This window comes from Acinetobacter sp. A2, from assembly GCF_012371325.1.
In the GTDB taxonomy this organism is placed as follows: domain Bacteria; phylum Pseudomonadota; class Gammaproteobacteria; order Pseudomonadales; family Moraxellaceae; genus Acinetobacter.
This window is the reverse complement of record NZ_JAAZQX010000001.1, coordinates 154,561-170,482: the sequence shown is the minus strand read 5'-3', so window position 1 is coordinate 170,482 and position 15,922 is coordinate 154,561. Positions and strand designations below refer to the sequence as shown.

Sequence of the window (15,922 nt, the reverse complement as noted above, 5' to 3'; positions counted from 1 at the left end):
CATTATGCAGCGTTTTGCAGTCGGAATTGAATTTTGTGGCATTCGTTATCGCGGCTGGCAAACCCAGCAAGCAGGCGTGCCGAGTGTGCAGGAAACCATGGAAAAAGTCCTGAGCAAAATTGCTGATGAACGAATTATTTTACACGGTGCAGGACGTACCGATGCTGGCGTGCACGCAACCAATATGGTGGCGCATTTTGATACTCAGGCCATTCGCCCTGAACGTGGCTGGTTAATGGGTGCCAACAGCCAACTACCTAAAGATATTGCGATTCAATGGATTAAGGCTATGGACATGGATTTTCATGCCCGTTTTAAGGCACAGGCACGCCGCTATCGCTATGTGGTTTACAATAATCCGCAACGTCCTGCCTTATTGCACAAGCAAGTTACGCATGCTTATTATCCCTTAGATGTCGACAAAATGATTGCGGCTGCACAGAAATTTGAAGGTACGCATAATTTTGAGAGTTTTCGCGCTGCTGCATGTCAGTCCAATCAACCTGTACGCCATGTCAGCCATTGCCGCCTGATTCGTCACGGCAATTATTTGGTGCTGGATATTCAAGCTGATGGCTTTTTGCATCACATGGTTCGCAATATCATGGGGTGCTTATTAGAGATTGGGCAAGGGCTGTATGAAATTGACCATATTGACCAAATTTTTGCAGCACAAGATCGTAAGGCTGCAGGCATTACCGCCCCACCTGACGGCTTATATTTTATTCAGGCGCATTATCCGGAACAGTTTGATTTACCCAAAGTTCCTTTAGGGCCTCATTGGTTAAACATGCCTGAATAATTTCTTTTTCAAAATTTTAGTCCCCCTAACCTCCTGATCAGAGAAGAACTAAATTCCCTGAAAAAGTGCAGCAATGAAAAATCCCTCCATTTAGGAGGGACTTGAACAGGCAACTTAACGCTGTTTGCGCTTTCTATATTCCACAGGGGTTTCATTGGTCCAGCGCTTAAATGCACGGTAAAACGTGCTTGGCTCAGAGAAACCCGTTAAGTACACAATTCGCTCCACACTTTCATTGGTATTAGAAAGTAAGCGTTTCGCCAAACGACAGCGATAATCTGACAAAATCTGCTGAAAACTGGTATTGGCTTCACTCAATTGCGTACGTAAGCGACGTGGTGTGATATTCAATTGTGCCGCTACTGTTTCCAGTGTAGTTTCACCACTTTCCAAGGTAGAGCCAATGGCACGTCGTACCTCACCCACCAAATCATAACGTGCCAATTCCTGCAGCTTTTCCAATGCCAGTTGCTCATGTAACTGCAGCAGCTCAGGTTCAGCCTGCCAAAGCGGATACTCTAAAATACTTGGATCAAAGTACAAACGAGTTTCTTTTTGCCCCAAGCTTACTGGACATTCAAACACCCGAAAGTATTCATCATCCATTGCCCCTTCACTAAAATTGAAGTCGATATAAATGGGCTGAAATCTGCCTTCGGTAATAAATTTAAAAAAGCGCAGTACACCCGACATAGCACATTCAGAAAAGTGGCGATTGACAATATTTTCAGACCACGGCTGCACCCCGTTAGTCAAATAACAACGGTCATCCTCAACCACCAGTTTGGCATCAAAAGCATCACTAATTAGACGTTGATAGGCCAAGGCACGCTTTAAGCCTTCTCCAAAGTTTTCTGAAGAAATAAACAAGTGCTCAATCACTTGCCCTCGGTACAATGGCAAATGCTCACCCAAGTGTAAACCGATATCTGGGTCTTTGCTGACTTCTTCAGCTGCAACCCAAAACGCATATTGTGCATTTAAAGGCGTACGTTGATTGGCATCGACCTGATTTAAGGCCACGCCTGCTTTTGTTAAAATTTCTTCGGTTGGCAACCCCGCACGACGAATCGCTTGGTAGCCTAATCGCAATACAACCGATGCATCAGTTAGCTGACCCACGCAAAAACCTTCCTTGTATGTACTTCATTTATACCCAAAAAGATTGAAATTAGATTAACTGCGATTGACCAAACTGACAACCTACCCAAGCCCCTTTTTACAGAAAAAGTATAAACCGATGATTCGCTTATTTTACTAACAGATGCGCGGTGTATAGGGTAAAGCGTCTTGATTTTTTCAGAAAAATTGCCTATAATTTGCGCCTTTCCAATTTGATACTCAGGTAGGCCATGGCCAATAAAGAGGAACTCATCGAGTTCGAAGGCGTTGTCACCGAAACGCTTCCTAATACTATGTTTCGTGTACGTTTAGAAAACGGTCATGAAGTGATTGCTCACATTTCTGGTAAAATGCGTAAACACTATATTCGTATTTTAACAGGCGACAGTGTGAAGGTTGAAATGACACCTTACGACTTAACCAAGGGTCGCATCACTTACCGCGCACGCTAAGTTTTAGAGTAAGCTAAAGCCACTTTCGGAGTGGCTTTTTTACGTTATTTTTTAAAAATCCTCCATTCTCAAACCTTTTCTAGCTACCGCCTATCGAATCACAACATTTCTTCCAGCGTTGCTCGCTACAATAAAATTTTGAGCAATGGAGAAAAGTTTATGTTTTTTCGATCTTGCGTTGCTTGTATAACAGGTCTTTTTGCACTCAGTTTTGTGGCGTGTAGTAGCAATCCACCGCATTCCACTTTAAACCGCGATACTTATTTACAGCAATTTATTGGTCAATCTAGCCAATATATCCTGACCCATCTGCAATTAAGCCAAATTGGCTATCAACAGCTTGGTACAGCTCAAGCTACCCCTCAATTGCTACATTACCGTATCATTCGTCCTATGCGTGTTCCGATCCCTATGGCGCAGCATCCCACTACAGGTATTGGTGCTGTTCCATTAAATATTGGTATCCCGAGTCATGAAAGTTACGATGTTGCACTGGCTTGTGATTTGTATTTTCGCCTACAGCAGGGTATTGCTACCGCAGTGTATGTTTCAGGACAACGCTGTTAATTCTCCTAGCTAAAACACTCTAAAAGTACAAAACCAATAAAAAACGCAGCCCGAAGACTGCGTTTGATGATTTGATTTAGCGCTGTAAGCGATAGGTTAAATCGCTTAAATTTTTAGTTAAGTGCAGTAACGACTGCTTGACCCATTTCAACCGTACCAACTTTATTCATGCCTTCAGACATAATATCGGCAGTACGTAAACCTTGATCCAATACATTGCCTACTGCATCTTCAATGGCTTTTGCTGCAGCTTCTTCACGGAAGGTATAACGCAACATCATTGCTACAGAAAGAATAGTCGCCAATGGATTCGCTAAGTTTTGACCTGCGATGTCTGGCGCTGAACCATGACATGGCTCATACATACCTTTACCATTTTCATCTAAAGAAGCAGATGGCAACATACCAATAGAACCCGTCAACATTGCCGCTTCATCAGACAAAATATCACCGAACAAGTTAGAGGTTACAATCACGTCAAACTGTTTTGGTGCACGTACCAATTGCATCGCTGCATTATCTACATACATGTGCGATAAATTGATGTTTGGATAATCTGCTTGCTGCATTGCAGTGACTGTTTGCTTCCACAACTCTGTCACTTCAAGTACGTTGGCTTTATCGACAGAACATACTTTACCACCACGTAAGCCAGCCAACTCAAATGCAACTTTGGCAATACGCTTAATTTCAGACTCTGAATAAACGTCGGTGTTATAACCTTGTTTTTCACCATTTTCTAATTCACGAATACCACGTGGCTGACCGAAGTAAATACCACCTGTTAATTCACGTACAATCAGAATGTCCAAACCTGCTACAATCTCAGCTTTCAAGCTAGAAGCATCTGCCAATTGTGGGTACAAAATCGCTGGACGTAAGTTAGCAAACAAGTTCAATTCACTGCGTAGTTTTAATAAGCCACGCTCTGGACGAATTGAACGCTCAATGTTGTCCCACTTTGGACCACCAACAGCGCCTAATAAAATTGCATCGGCTTTTTTAGCCTGTTCAGATGTTACTGCAGGGTACGGTTCGCCATGTGCATCAATTGCTGAACCACCCAATAAACCTTGTTCCCAAGTCAAACCCAAATTGAATTTTTCATTGACACGTGTCAGCACTTGTTCAGCAGCTTTCACAATTTCTGGACCAATGCCGTCACCAGCTAAAATCAAAATATGTTTTGACATGAAAATTTCCATTGTTAATAACAGTCAACGACTGTAGAGACTAAATTTTTTGTTCCACAAACTCGCCTAAGCCATTCAGGACATTGTAGGGTTTGCAAAAACGACGAATGGGTTTGTTGTTTTGCATCAGCTCCACGCAGAGTGGATCGGGTGCAGATACATTTAATAAGCTACCTTTAGTACGAATGCGGTCTCGATACATTCTAAAGGTATATTTTTGCTTGGCATTAAACTTATGAATGACATGCAATTTTTCTGCACGATCTTTAGAAATCGGATAAAAACGTATTACCAACTCATGCTGTGCAGGAGGCACAGACAAATACAAGGCATTCGATTTATTTAAGGAAGATTCCTGTAAACGCACCAAACCTTGTTTGATGGCAGTACGTGTCACACGATGATTTTCTGCATCTACAATGGTGACTTTATTTAACCGTTCAAATTCACAATCATCCGTACCTGTACAGTAAATTAATGCATTGGATTTAGTTTGCGCAGTTTCTTTTACCTGTTTAAGCCGTGCTGTATCCCACGTTTGGCATGCACTTAACGCAGTCACACAAAATCCAATTACAGCAAGCTGACCGAAAATCTTACTCATTGTTCGCGCCCAACCTCACTTGTTAGATACAAAATATAAAAATTATTATGTGCCGATGTTAGCAAGAGTTAGGCCACGATGCTATGACTAATTTGACTGGACTTAAGCCTGAATTTCAGCAAAAACCCATGGACGAGATTGCTTGGTTTTCTCTTCATAAGCACGAATATCATCTGCCGCTTGCAAAGTTAGACCAATATCATCTAAACCATTCAACAAACAATGTTTACGGAATGGATCGACCTCAAACTTAAATGCAGTACCGTTTGGTGTGCGTACTTCTTGCGCTTCTAGGTCAATGGTTAATTGATAACCTTCTGTCGCAGCACATTCCTTAAATAACTGCTCCACCTGATCTTCAGTTAAAATTACAGGTAACATGCCATTTTTAAAGCAGTTATTAAAGAAGATGTCAGCAAAGCTTGGCGCAATCACAGTACGGAAACCATATTCATTCAATGCCCATGGCGCATGCTCACGGCTTGAACCACAACCAAAGTTAGCACGTGAAATCAAAATTGAAGCGCCCTGATAACGTGGCTGATTCAATACGAACTCAGTATTCAACGGACGTTTTGAATTGTCCTGTCCTGGATAGCCTTCATCCAAATAACGTAATTCATCAAATAAGTTATCACCAAAGCCTGTGCGCTTAATTGATTTCAAGAACTGTTTTGGAATGATTAAGTCAGTATCGACATTGGCACGGTCTAATGGTGCAACGATACCTTGTTCAACGGTATATTTTTTCATGTTTAATTCTCACTGAATCCGTAACCTCTCCCTCTCTCTTCTATTACGAGAGAGAACTCCTTCTCCCTCTTAGGAGAAGGTTGGGATGAGGGAATAACTTAGAATGAACGTACGTCTACAAAATGACCTGCAATTGCAGCTGCAGCAGCCATTGCTGGACTCACCAAGTGAGTACGACCACCGTTACCCTGACGACCTTCAAAGTTACGGTTTGATGTCGATGCACAGTGCTCACCTGGTTGTAACTTGTCTGCATTCATGGCCAAGCACATTGAACAACCTGGCTCACGCCATTCAAAACCTGCTTCTACAAAAATTTTGTCTAAGCCTTCTTGTTCTGCTTGTTGCTTCACTAAGCCAGAACCAGGAACGACCATCGCTTGTTTAATGCTTTCAGCAACTTTACGACCTTTAATGACTTCAGCTGCGGCACGAATATCTTCAATACGCGAGTTGGTACATGAACCAATAAATACACGGTCTAATTGAATGTCTGCCAAAGACTGACCTGCAGTTAAACCCATATATTGATAAGCACGTGTCCAGTCATTGCGCTGTACGTCATCTTTAGCTTGTTCTAAAGTCGGTACGGCTTGTGACACTGGAATCACCATTTCTGGAGAAGTCCCCCAAGACACTTGTGGCTCAATCTCTTCACCTTGCAACACAACAACGGTGTCAAAGTGTGCGCCTTCATCTGAATGTAAGGTATTCCAATAAGCAACTGCAGCATCCCATTGCTCGCCTTTCGGTGCGTAGTTACGATCTTTCACGTATTCAATGGTTTTGTCATCGACAGCCACCATACCTACACGTGCACCCGCTTCAATGGCCATGTTACATACAGTCATACGGCCTTCAATAGACATATCACGGAAAACTTGACCACCAAATTCAATCGCGTGACCTGTACCACCAGCCGTACCGATTTTACCAATAATGGCCAATACGACGTCTTTTGGGGTAACGCCCTGACCTAATTTGCCATCTACACGCACCAGCATGTTTTTCATTTTCTTTTGAACTAAGCATTGGGTTGCCAATACGTGTTCAACTTCAGAAGTACCAATACCGTGTGCCAAACAACCAAATGCACCATGTGTCGCTGTATGTGAGTCACCACACACAACCGTCATGCCTGGTAAAGTTAAACCTTGCTCAGGCCCAACCACGTGCGCAATACCCTGACGGATGTCATTGATGTCAAACTGCACCACGTTAAAGGTTTTACAGTTGTCATCCAAGGTTTGCACCTGAATACGAGAAGTATCATCTTCAATACCTGCAATGCCGTCTGCACGCTCTTTTTTAGAGGTTGGTACGTTGTGGTCAGGCGTTGCCACATTGGCACTTAAACGCCACGGTTGACGACCTGCAAGTTGTAAGCCCTCAAACGCTTGTGGAGAAGTCACCTCATGCAATAAATGACGGTCGATATACAATAAAGCTGAGCCATCGTCACGTTGGGTGACCAAGTGATCATCCCACAATTTGTCATACAAAGTTTTTGCTGTTGGATTTTGTGCTTGTTGGTTTTCGCCTGCCATGTCAGATCTACTCCACTGGACTGGGTAATTTTTTCATTCTTTCGATTATAACCGCGAATTTGTATAAATCTAATTTATCATTTTTATTAATTTAAAAACTTTTGGGAATTAATATTTATCTCCAAGCAAAATATTTTTTATTGGTTCAAACCTGTTTTGTTTTCAAGTTGAGTTCAATCAACATCGTTTCATCTAAAAAATAATTACGACTAAAATCTAATTTTCCAATCAAAAACACAAAAATATTCGTTTTTACAAATCAAGCAAGAATGATTATCCTTTAGCTATCACACAGAGAAACACCAAAGCAGCACAGGAGTATCACATGAGTCATATTCAAAAATTTGTTGCTAACAATCAACGCATGTTCAAAAAGACCTTGAGCTACTACATTATGCACATCACCGTGGCAATGGTGGTTGGTTATGTGGTCACGGGTAATATTTGGATGGCTATTACCTTAAGTTTGGTCGAACCAACGGTTCAAGCGGTGGCTTATTTCATTCACGAACGTATTTGGGAAAAGAAAACACAAGCTGAAGAGACCAATATTATCGCCTAGTTAACATATCGTTATGCTCTAGTTATCCTCTTCTCAAGTGAATACTGCTGTTCTATTTCTTCCTCTTAGATCATCGTAGCGCAAGCGACGATGATCTTTTTTTATGCCCTTTTTTAAACCTACTCCTTTGAGGATGTTTCTGCCTACAGTTTCAAAATATGTAGAATTTGTTTTGATTAATTCTAATTTTTTCTAAATAATAAACACAGTGATAAAAAATACTTATAGGTAGTTCAGATGAATCTTGCAGCCTTCGAAGCTTTTGTAAAAGTCATGGAAACGGGCTCTATTTCTTTGGCCGCAGATCAACTGTTTATTACCCAGCCGGCAGTGACCAAACGCATTCACAGTTTGGAAGATTATTTTGGTGTAAAACTGTTTGAATCGGCAGGACGTGGCGTACAAGCCACACATGCGGCACATTCATTGTTACCTAAAGTTAAAAACTGGCTGAATGAGCTGGGCGATATTCATCACACCCTCAGCCATGAACAAGGGCAAGTTCAAGGCAAACTAAAAATTGGCACCAGTCACCATATTGGTTTGCACCATTTACCCAATCATTTACGTGAATACGTACAGGAATTTCCCAATGTCACGCTAGATGTGCATTTTGTCGATTCTGAACAGGCACATGAGCAGGTTTTGGCTGGAGATTTAGAACTGGCTTTTCTGACCCTTCCACCTAAACTGGATGAGCGCTTGGCTTATGTCACCATTTGGAATGATCCTTTGGTCTTTGTCGTGGCGCCATTTCATCCTCTAGCAGGTCAAAAAAACCTACAATTGTCCGACTTACTTAGCTACCCAAGTTTGTTACCCGCTGCGCAAACCTATACCAGTCAAATCACCTTAGCAGAGTTTGAAAAGCAAGGGGTAAAACCTAAAGTCACCATGAGCAACAACCCGTTAGAATCAATTCGGATGTTGGTGTCTATTGGTTTGGGCTGGTCTGTTCTACCCAAAACTTTGGTCAATCAGGACTTGCAACAGTTAGATATTGATTTAGAAATGAACCGTCAACTCGGTATGGTATGGCATCCTGGACGGACACAATCACGTGCAGTTTTAGAATTGATTGAGATGATGAAGCATTAAGCATTACAACTCAAAAACATTTTTATCTATCAAGCTTACTTTTCTAGACTCAACAAAATAGCCCTCAAGTGATTCATCACTTGAGGGCTATTTTTATCAGAATTTCAAAATGCTGCGTGGTCTATTTCTTAACGATTGACCGAATCTTCATGTAAAGATTCATTCAATTGATCCACCACAATCGCCCATGAACCATCCGATTTTATTTTTTCAACAATAAACTGACGTTGTGCGTCTGTCCAAAAATCAGCATCGGCAATATTGGTTTCTGCGCTAAGTTGATGTGTCACAATAAATTGCTGAATCGCTTCTTCACTGGCATCTAAACCTAATTGTTCAAATAAATGTGTCATTCTTGGGCGTACACCGCTCATTTTTTCACTCCTGCTGTTTTTTAATTCTTGCCTTACCTTAGCACGCCTATTCTAAAAATGAATGACATAATCCAACATTACAGCAAATAAAAACAAAACAGAAACAAGCGACTAGTTACACCTGATACAGCGACAATTGCGCTAATCTAAGCTTTAAATTGACCAGTCCTGCACATCCCAACCTTGCTCTTCCGCCAAAGCCTGTAAACGTGCATCGGGGTTTACCGCAATCGCATGATCGGCATATTCCAGCAAGAAACGGTCGTTAATGGAATCTGAATATGCCCAAGACTCGGTCACATCGCGGCCTTCTAGCCATTGCTCCAAACGTACCAATTTGCCTTTTTGGTAACATGCAGTGTTAATGACCTTACCTGTATATTTTCCATCGACCACTTCCGCATTGGTGGCAATAATTTCAGTAATGCCAAATTCACGAAAAATAGGTGCCGTAATAAAGTCAGAAGTTGCAGTGATGCCTACCAATTCATGTCCTAAAGCCTGATGACGCTGAATCGCTTTAAAGCCTTCGGGACGCATTTGCGGACGAATCACCTTTTGCATAAATAGTTCATGCAATTCGGTCAGGTATTGATTGTCGTGCTGAGTTAAAAATTCAAATACAAATTCGTTATATGCAATTGGGTCGAGCTGCCCTGCTTTGTAGTCTTCATAAAACTTGTCGTTCATGGCGCGGTGACGGACTGGATCGACCAAACCTTCATTTACCAAAAACTCACCCCAAGAATGATCTGAATCAGTATTTAACAAGGTGTGATCGAGATCAAATAGCGCCAATTTCATGAAAATACTCGTAAAAACTGAAATTTAAGAAAAAAATTGTAAATCTATCTCCGCTAGTCGATAGAAATTCGTTAAGATCATAGCAATTTTAACATTATTTACACTTTGCGTTTTCGAGTTGGAGAAAAGAAATCATCATCCCCGAGTGCAAAGTCATAAATTAAACAATATTTAGGTAGCCAAATGATCGACTCAGAAGGTTTCCGACCCAATGTCGGGATCATTTTGGCAAACGAGTTTGGACAAGTTCTATGGGCAAAACGCATTGGTCACAATGCATGGCAATTTCCACAAGGAGGTATCCAATATGGAGAAACCCCTGAACAGGCACTTTATCGTGAGCTGAGAGAAGAAGTTGGCTTACTGCCCGAACACGTCCAAGTTATCGCGCAAACTAAAGGTTGGCTGCGTTATCGTTTGCCACATCGGTACATACGCACGGATTCAGACCCAGTATGTATTGGTCAAAAACAGAAGTGGTTTTTATTGCAACTGACGGCTTCAGCCCATCATATTCGGCTGAATTTGTCCGACCCACCTGAATTTGATCAATGGCAATGGGTCAGTTATTGGTATCCGCTCGGTCAGGTCGTCAATTTTAAACGTGACGTCTACCGTAAAGCGATGGTGGAATTGTGCAATCAATTACCGCTCAAAAAACCTTAAAAACCTGCAAAAAAATGTAGGTTTTTAAACTTAATGTTATAGACGCAGTTGTGATAACTTAGGGTCATGAGCTGTGTAACAACTGACCTAAAAATAACCCATCTAAATATGGAGTAGCGCGTATGTCAAACATGCAACTGGATACCCTTAGACGCATTGTGCAAGAAATTAATGCGTCCACCAGTTTGCATGAATCACTCGACATTATGGTGAATCAGGTCGCAGAAGCCATGCATGTGGATGTCTGCTCGATTTACCTGTTGGATGAACGTAATCAGCGCTACCTCCTCATGGCTTCAAAAGGTTTAAACCCTGAATCTGTAGGACATGTATCTTTACATACCAGCGAAGGTCTAGTCGGACTGGTTGGACAGCGTGAAGAAATCGTCAACCTAGACGATGCGCCTAAACATGAACGCTTCATGTATTTAGCCGAAACAGGCGAGGAAATTTATAACTCCTTCCTTGGCGTACCAGTCATGTACCGTCGTAAAGTAATGGGGGTTCTTGTGGTGCAAAACAAGGACAAACAAGACTTTTCTGAAGCGGCAGAGTCCTTTTTAGTGACGCTCTGCGCCCAGCTCTCAGGCGTGATTGCACATGCGCATGCCGTGGGCAATATTGATGTATTCCGCAAACCGAACAACCTGCCTGCCTACAAAACCTTTCAGGGGGTTTCGGGTTCAGGCGGGATTGCTTTAGGTCGTGCGGTCATTTTGTATCCTCCTGCGGACTTGGCTGCTGTGCCAGACCGTGAAGCCGATGACATTAGCGAAGAACTGACATTACTGGACAACGCACTCGATACAGTACGTCAGGAAATTCAGGCGCTCGATGACAAAATGCAGGATGCCTTAATGGCGGAGGAACGTGCACTGTTTAGCGTATTCCTGCGCATGTTGGATGAAAATGCCCTACCTGCCGAAATTAAAGAACTGATTCGCGAAGGGAACTGGGCACAAGGTGCGGTGCGTATTGTGATTGACAATCACATTGCCTTATTTTCGCAAATGGAAGATGACTATTTACGTGAGCGTGTGTCTGATCTGAAAGATTTAGGCCGTCGTATTTTAGCCTCTTTGCAAGAAGCCGATGCCAGTCACCGTGAACTGACCGATGAAAGCATTTTAATTGGCGAAGAAATTTCCACCGCAGCTTTGGTGGAACTGCCTGTCGATAAAATTGCAGCGATTGTCACCACCGAAGGGGCGATGAACTCACACATGGTGATTGTGGCACGTGCCCTCGGCATTCCAACTGTAGTGGGTGTGACTGAGCTGCCAATCAACAGTCTAGACGATGTAGAAATGATTGTAGATGCGCACCAAGGCCGGGTCTTCATCAACCCGCCACGACGTATGCGCACACGCTATAAAGAGATTCAAAAAGAAGAAGAGCAAATTGCCAAAGACCTGAAGCAATATGAAACCAAAGACGCGATTACCCCTGACGGCGTTGCGGTAAAATTGTACGTCAATACAGGCTTGATGATTGATGTTGTACGTGGCGTGCAACGTGGCGCTAAAGGGGTCGGTTTATACCGTTCTGAAATTCCGTTCATGCTGCGTGATCGCTTCCCAGGTGAAGAAGAACAACGTGCCATTTACCGCCAACAGCTTAGCCATTTTGCCAATAAACCGGTGGTGATGCGTACGCTGGATATTGGTGCTGACAAGGACTTGCCATACTTCTCGATTGAGGAAGAAAACTCAGCCTTAGGCTGGCGTGGAATTCGCTTCACACTGGATCACCCTGAAATTTTTTCTTCGCAAATTCGCGCCATGCTCAAAGCCAGCATTGGTCTGAATAATCTGCATATTTTACTGCCTATGATTACCAGTGTCAGCGAGGTAGAAGAAGCCTTATATTTGCTCGATCGTGACTGGCAAGCGGTACAGGAAGAAGAACAGGTTAAAATTAACAAGCCTAAAATTGGCATTATGGTAGAAGTGCCGAGTGTACTGCTACAAATTGATGAATTTGCCCCGTTGGTGGATTTCTTCTCGGTGGGATCAAACGATTTAACCCAATATTTATTGGCAGTTGACCGTAACAATCCGCGCGTGGCCAACGTCTATTCACACTTTCACCCCGCAGTACTACGCGCCTTAACCCGCTTGGTAAAAGAATGTCATAAATATGATAAGCCAGTGAGTGTCTGTGGTGAAATGGCGGGAGACCCGCTGTCTGCGGTGCTCTTGATGGCTATGGGCTTTAATACCCTGTCGATGAGTTCAAGTAATATTCTGCGGGTGCGTAAAGCGATTTGTCATGTACCAATGAGTGATGCACAAAATCTACTAGAACAAGCCTTAAAAATGAATAACCCACTTATGGTAAAAAGTTTGCTTGAATATTATTTTAAAACCCATGGCTTGGGCGATATGGTGAAACTGGCAACACGCATCGTAGCGCCATAAACATTGCTAAAGCTCAAGCAGCACGCAATACATCCCAAAAACAACAAGGGCGATAATCATCGGAATATCGCCCTTGTTTGTGTTTGCTATAGCCTCGTTTGGCATTTTTCTTACGGTCTACAAAAACCTGACTTTTGTTGACCTCATGCATGTGCTTTGCCACAAAGTTATGCTGAATAAGTTCTGGCTGTTTTTTCTTTGCCATGATGCTGTTCCTTTCAGTTGATCATTGAAATGAGCAGTATGCCTGCTCTATATAAATGGAGGTGTTGGCGTAAAATTCAAGCCGATAATATCTGCAAAATATGGTTAATCTTCCTTCACCCTTCCACACAAATTGGGCAGCCGATCATACGCTTTTTTGTACAATTTACAAGCGATTTACCCTAAATAGTGCTAAGATAAAAATAAGGGTGAAAAACTTACTAAAAGCAGTTTTACTGGATTTTTCTAACGGTTATTTTTGAAAGCTATTTTAAAGAATATTCAGCTGCTTTACCCATACAATTATAGCACGAAATTCTAAAAAATTTTATTACTTTGCAAAGACTTAGTAGTTATAAAATCCACTAGAAAAACGGCAATGATTGGCTAATATGAATATAGAAGATCAGTTAAACAAGACCATTAAAAACAGGAGTCAAATCTATGATTTATGAAGTATCTGGAGATATTTTACTGAGCGAAGCACGTGCAATTGCTCACGGTGTTGCCCCTAACGATAACTTTGCTACAGGTTTGGCTTTAAGTCTGCGCGAGCACTGGCCTGCATTGTATAAAGACTTCCGTAACTATTGCCATATTTACCACCCGAAAGCGGGCGAGCAATGGACTTGGGTTAATGCTGAAGGTCAACGCATTGTAAACCTGATGACTCAGGAAGCCGCTTATGACAACGGTTCAAAACCAGGTAAAGCATCAACAGAATACGTAAACCGTACTTTGAAAAACTTAAAACAGTTGATTGAAGAAGAGAAAATTGAAAGCTTGGCATTACCACGTCTTGCAACAGGTGTAGGCGGTTTAGATTGGGAAGATGTACGTCCACTGATCTACAAACACTTAGAAGATTTGGATATTCCGATCTACATTTACACGCTTTATCAAAAAGGTGTAAAAGCTGAAGAGCCTGCGAAATAAGTATTACCAGATCAGCTTTGACTCGATCTATTGAGTGTGATTATTCAACACTTAACTGAAAGAGACGGTTCGATTCACCCGTTTGGTGTTTGCCAAACGGGTGAATTTTTTGGTGTTCTGAACACAGCGAGCGAGTATTGAGTTTTATGCCGCAAATGCACGCTGTAAAATGGCTGCAACATCTACCTGTTCAGGTTTCAGCATACCTACCACTTGCCCATGCGACTCACTATAACGTGACTGGATAAAACCCTGTGCAACAAAGTCTGGGGCATAACGCAGCAACAATACCGCTTGTGCCAAGATCACTAAACGGCTGACTAAAGAACGTGCCATAAATTGCAAATCATTGCTGTTCGTGCTCTTCAATAACTGCTGCAAACGATCTAATTCACTGCCCAAAATAGCATCTGTAATGGCAGTACCCGCCAAGTCTTGTAATAACACCTGAATTAGCTCAGGTTCTCGCTGCATGGCGCGTAGCACATCTAAGCACATCACATTGCCTGAACCTTCCCAAATGGTATTCACAGGCGCTTCTTTGAAAATACGTGCCATGATGCCGTTATCGACATAACCATTGCCACCAAAGACTTCCATCATCTCGCCTGTAAGCTCCACAGCTCGTTTGCATACCCAAAACTTCGCTGCAGGTGTCATTAAACGCTTCCATGCCAAAGACACAGCATCATCGCTTTCATAACAATTTGCCAAATGAAAACTGAGTTGTACTGCAGCTTCAGTTTCCAGTGCTAAATCTGTCAAAACCGCCTGCATTAATGGCTGATTAGCCAGCGTCTGCCCAAAAGCCTGACGCTGTCGGGTATAGGCAAGGCACTGCACAAGGGCTTGGCGCAACATGGCACTACTGCCCACAGCACAAGTTAAACGGGTGTAATTCGCCATTTCAATAATCGTGGGAATACCACGCCCCGCTTCTCCAATCATAATGCCCCAAGCCTTCTGAAATTCGACTTCTGAACTGGAGTTGCTGCGGTTTCCGACTTTGTCTTTTAAGCGCTGTACCTGAACATGATTTTTGCTGCCATCTTCCAACCAGCGCGGTACAAAGAAACAAGCCAAACCATCTTGCTCGGTATTGGCCACCACCAAATGCGCATCACACATCGGGGCCGAGAAAAACCATTTATGCCCTGTCAGTAAATAAGCTTGGCCTCGTCCTGTTTCTGCGACTGGAACGGCAAGTGTTTGGTTGGCACGCACATCTGAACCACCCTGCTTTTCTGTCATCCCCATGCCGAGCCAAATAGATTTCTTTTGTGAAATTGGCACATCACGCGGATCATATTCATTGCTTAGCAGCTTTTCGCCAATTTTGGCCCACAATTCAGGTTCACGCTGAATCAGCGGAATACTGCCCAAAGTCATAGAATTCGGGCATAAATTACCACATTCAACTTGTCCTGCCAGATAAAACCGACTGGCCCAATCCACCCACTTTGCTGTAGATTGAAGCTGTTTAAATGGATGCGCATGGGTGTCAAATTCACGATTCAGCGCCATCCAGTGATGCCATGCGGGATGAAACTCAACCATATCCTGACGACGTCCACGAGCATCAAAGGCATGTAAAATAGGGGTATGCCGATTGGCTAAATCTGCATAGTGATAATATTCTGCCGAAGCCGCAATTTGCCCCATTTCATTGAGCTGTGTCTGATCCGTACTACCATAACGAGATAAAATTTCTTGTAAAACAATGTCACTTTCAAATAAGTTATAGTCTTGTAGTTCGTCAAACTGATTTTGAATTTGATGGGTCGCCCATGTTTGCAATGTGTTAGATCCCTGATGATT

Annotated in this window: 17 protein-coding genes; 8 read left to right on the top strand and 9 right to left on the bottom strand. The window is 42.6% G+C overall.

Annotation, left to right across the window (positions count from 1 at the left end; all coding sequences use genetic code 11):
- Positions 1 to 4: 4 nt before the first annotated feature.
- Positions 5 to 802: a tRNA pseudouridine(38-40) synthase TruA gene (gene truA, locus HHA43_RS00775; RefSeq protein WP_168541418.1), complete on the top strand. Its 798-nt coding sequence runs from the start codon at positions 5 to 7 to the stop codon at positions 800 to 802.
- Between the two features lie 114 nt (positions 803 to 916).
- On the opposite strand, the gene HHA43_RS00770 is transcribed toward truA, so the two are convergent.
- Complete coding sequence (locus tag HHA43_RS00770) at positions 917 to 1,924, bottom strand: AraC family transcriptional regulator (RefSeq protein ID WP_168418505.1); 1,008 nt, start codon at positions 1,922 to 1,924, stop codon at positions 917 to 919.
- A gap of 230 nt (positions 1,925 to 2,154) precedes the next feature.
- On the opposite strand from HHA43_RS00770, the gene infA reads away from it, so the two are divergent.
- Complete coding sequence (gene infA / locus HHA43_RS00765; protein WP_001284370.1) at positions 2,155 to 2,376, top strand: translation initiation factor IF-1; 222 nt, start codon at positions 2,155 to 2,157, stop codon at positions 2,374 to 2,376.
- 159 nt (positions 2,377 to 2,535) lie between these two features.
- Positions 2,536 to 2,943 carry a hypothetical protein gene (locus tag HHA43_RS00760; RefSeq protein ID WP_168541416.1) on the top strand — a complete coding sequence of 136 codons (408 nt, stop codon included), beginning with the start codon at positions 2,536 to 2,538 and terminating at the stop codon, positions 2,941 to 2,943.
- A 113-nt stretch (positions 2,944 to 3,056) separates the two neighbouring features.
- On the opposite strand, the gene leuB is transcribed toward HHA43_RS00760, so the two are convergent.
- From leuB to leuC, 4 genes are all read right to left on the bottom strand, one after another.
- Positions 3,057 to 4,136: a 3-isopropylmalate dehydrogenase gene (leuB, locus tag HHA43_RS00755; protein ID WP_168417506.1), complete on the bottom strand. Its 1,080-nt coding sequence runs from the start codon at positions 4,134 to 4,136 to the stop codon at positions 3,057 to 3,059.
- Positions 4,137 to 4,176: 40 nt separating this feature from the next.
- Positions 4,177 to 4,740 carry a hypothetical protein gene (locus tag HHA43_RS00750; protein WP_168417507.1) on the bottom strand — a complete coding sequence of 188 codons (564 nt, stop codon included), beginning with the start codon at positions 4,738 to 4,740 and terminating at the stop codon, positions 4,177 to 4,179.
- Between the two features lie 102 nt (positions 4,741 to 4,842).
- On the bottom strand, positions 4,843 to 5,493 hold the full coding sequence (gene leuD / locus HHA43_RS00745) for a 3-isopropylmalate dehydratase small subunit (protein WP_168541414.1): 651 nt from the start codon (positions 5,491 to 5,493) through the stop codon (positions 4,843 to 4,845).
- Between the two features lie 98 nt (positions 5,494 to 5,591).
- Positions 5,592 to 7,040 (bottom strand): 3-isopropylmalate dehydratase large subunit, encoded by a 1,449-nt coding sequence (leuC, locus tag HHA43_RS00740; protein WP_168417509.1) that lies wholly within the window; start codon positions 7,038 to 7,040, stop codon positions 5,592 to 5,594.
- 325 nt (positions 7,041 to 7,365) lie between these two features.
- On the opposite strand from leuC, the gene HHA43_RS00735 reads away from it, so the two are divergent.
- Entirely contained in the window at positions 7,366 to 7,602 is a 237-nt protein-coding gene (locus HHA43_RS00735; protein ID WP_167845755.1) for a DUF2061 domain-containing protein, read from the top strand.
- A gap of 237 nt (positions 7,603 to 7,839) precedes the next feature.
- Positions 7,840 to 8,700 carry a LysR family transcriptional regulator gene (locus HHA43_RS00730; protein ID WP_167845754.1) on the top strand — a complete coding sequence of 287 codons (861 nt, stop codon included), beginning with the start codon at positions 7,840 to 7,842 and terminating at the stop codon, positions 8,698 to 8,700.
- Between the two features lie 128 nt (positions 8,701 to 8,828).
- Here HHA43_RS00730 and HHA43_RS00725 read toward each other — a convergent pair whose 3' ends face one another.
- Positions 8,829 to 9,074, bottom strand: a complete 246-nt coding sequence (locus HHA43_RS00725) for a DUF2789 domain-containing protein (RefSeq protein ID WP_167845753.1) — start codon at positions 9,072 to 9,074, stop codon at positions 8,829 to 8,831.
- Positions 9,075 to 9,227: 153 nt separating this feature from the next.
- Positions 9,228 to 9,878, bottom strand: a complete 651-nt coding sequence (locus HHA43_RS00720; RefSeq protein ID WP_168417510.1) for an HAD family hydrolase — start codon at positions 9,876 to 9,878, stop codon at positions 9,228 to 9,230.
- 183 nt (positions 9,879 to 10,061) lie between these two features.
- Here HHA43_RS00720 and HHA43_RS00715 point away from each other — a divergent pair, with 183 nt between their 5' ends.
- Entirely contained in the window at positions 10,062 to 10,544 is a 483-nt protein-coding gene (locus HHA43_RS00715; protein WP_004976084.1) for an RNA pyrophosphohydrolase, read from the top strand.
- A 122-nt stretch (positions 10,545 to 10,666) separates the two neighbouring features.
- A complete protein-coding gene (gene ptsP, locus HHA43_RS00710) occupies positions 10,667 to 12,964 on the top strand; it encodes a phosphoenolpyruvate--protein phosphotransferase (protein ID WP_168541412.1) in 2,298 nt (765 codons plus the stop codon).
- Positions 12,965 to 12,977: 13 nt separating this feature from the next.
- Here ptsP and HHA43_RS00705 read toward each other — a convergent pair whose 3' ends face one another.
- Positions 12,978 to 13,169 (bottom strand): hypothetical protein, encoded by a 192-nt coding sequence (locus HHA43_RS00705; protein WP_168417512.1) that lies wholly within the window; start codon positions 13,167 to 13,169, stop codon positions 12,978 to 12,980.
- A 443-nt stretch (positions 13,170 to 13,612) separates the two neighbouring features.
- Between HHA43_RS00705 and HHA43_RS00700 the strand changes: the two genes are divergently transcribed.
- Positions 13,613 to 14,104 carry a macro domain-containing protein gene (locus HHA43_RS00700; protein WP_004976080.1) on the top strand — a complete coding sequence of 164 codons (492 nt, stop codon included), beginning with the start codon at positions 13,613 to 13,615 and terminating at the stop codon, positions 14,102 to 14,104.
- 144 nt (positions 14,105 to 14,248) lie between these two features.
- Here the strand turns inward: HHA43_RS00700 and HHA43_RS00695 are convergent, their stop codons facing one another.
- Positions 14,249 to 15,901 (bottom strand): acyl-CoA dehydrogenase family protein, encoded by a 1,653-nt coding sequence (locus HHA43_RS00695; protein ID WP_168541410.1) that lies wholly within the window; start codon positions 15,899 to 15,901, stop codon positions 14,249 to 14,251.
- Positions 15,902 to 15,922 lie beyond the last annotated feature (21 nt).

Excerpts from the sequence above, each read along its gene's own strand:
- HHA43_RS00715 (WP_004976084.1), top strand. The coding sequence starts at position 10,062 with ATGATCGACTCAGAAGGTTTCCGACCCAATGTCGGGATCATTTTGGCA.
- HHA43_RS00700 (WP_004976080.1), top strand. The coding sequence starts at position 13,613 with ATGATTTATGAAGTATCTGGAGATATTTTACTGAGCGAAGCACGTGCA.
- leuB (WP_168417506.1), bottom strand. The coding sequence starts at position 4,136 with ATGTCAAAACATATTTTGATTTTAGCTGGTGACGGCATTGGTCCAGAA.
- HHA43_RS00705 (WP_168417512.1), bottom strand. The coding sequence starts at position 13,169 with ATGGCAAAGAAAAAACAGCCAGAACTTATTCAGCATAACTTTGTGGCA.
- HHA43_RS00730 (WP_167845754.1), top strand. The coding sequence starts at position 7,840 with ATGAATCTTGCAGCCTTCGAAGCTTTTGTAAAAGTCATGGAAACGGGC.
- HHA43_RS00750 (WP_168417507.1), bottom strand. The coding sequence starts at position 4,740 with ATGAGTAAGATTTTCGGTCAGCTTGCTGTAATTGGATTTTGTGTGACT.
- truA (WP_168541418.1), top strand. The coding sequence starts at position 5 with ATGCAGCGTTTTGCAGTCGGAATTGAATTTTGTGGCATTCGTTATCGC.
- infA (WP_001284370.1), top strand. The coding sequence starts at position 2,155 with ATGGCCAATAAAGAGGAACTCATCGAGTTCGAAGGCGTTGTCACCGAA.
- leuC (WP_168417509.1), bottom strand. The coding sequence starts at position 7,040 with ATGGCAGGCGAAAACCAACAAGCACAAAATCCAACAGCAAAAACTTTG.
- leuD (WP_168541414.1), bottom strand. The coding sequence starts at position 5,493 with ATGAAAAAATATACCGTTGAACAAGGTATCGTTGCACCATTAGACCGT.
- HHA43_RS00725 (WP_167845753.1), bottom strand. The coding sequence starts at position 9,074 with ATGAGCGGTGTACGCCCAAGAATGACACATTTATTTGAACAATTAGGT.
- ptsP (WP_168541412.1), top strand. The coding sequence starts at position 10,667 with ATGTCAAACATGCAACTGGATACCCTTAGACGCATTGTGCAAGAAATT.
- HHA43_RS00760 (WP_168541416.1), top strand. The coding sequence starts at position 2,536 with ATGTTTTTTCGATCTTGCGTTGCTTGTATAACAGGTCTTTTTGCACTC.
- HHA43_RS00735 (WP_167845755.1), top strand. The coding sequence starts at position 7,366 with ATGAGTCATATTCAAAAATTTGTTGCTAACAATCAACGCATGTTCAAA.
- HHA43_RS00720 (WP_168417510.1), bottom strand. The coding sequence starts at position 9,878 with ATGAAATTGGCGCTATTTGATCTCGATCACACCTTGTTAAATACTGAT.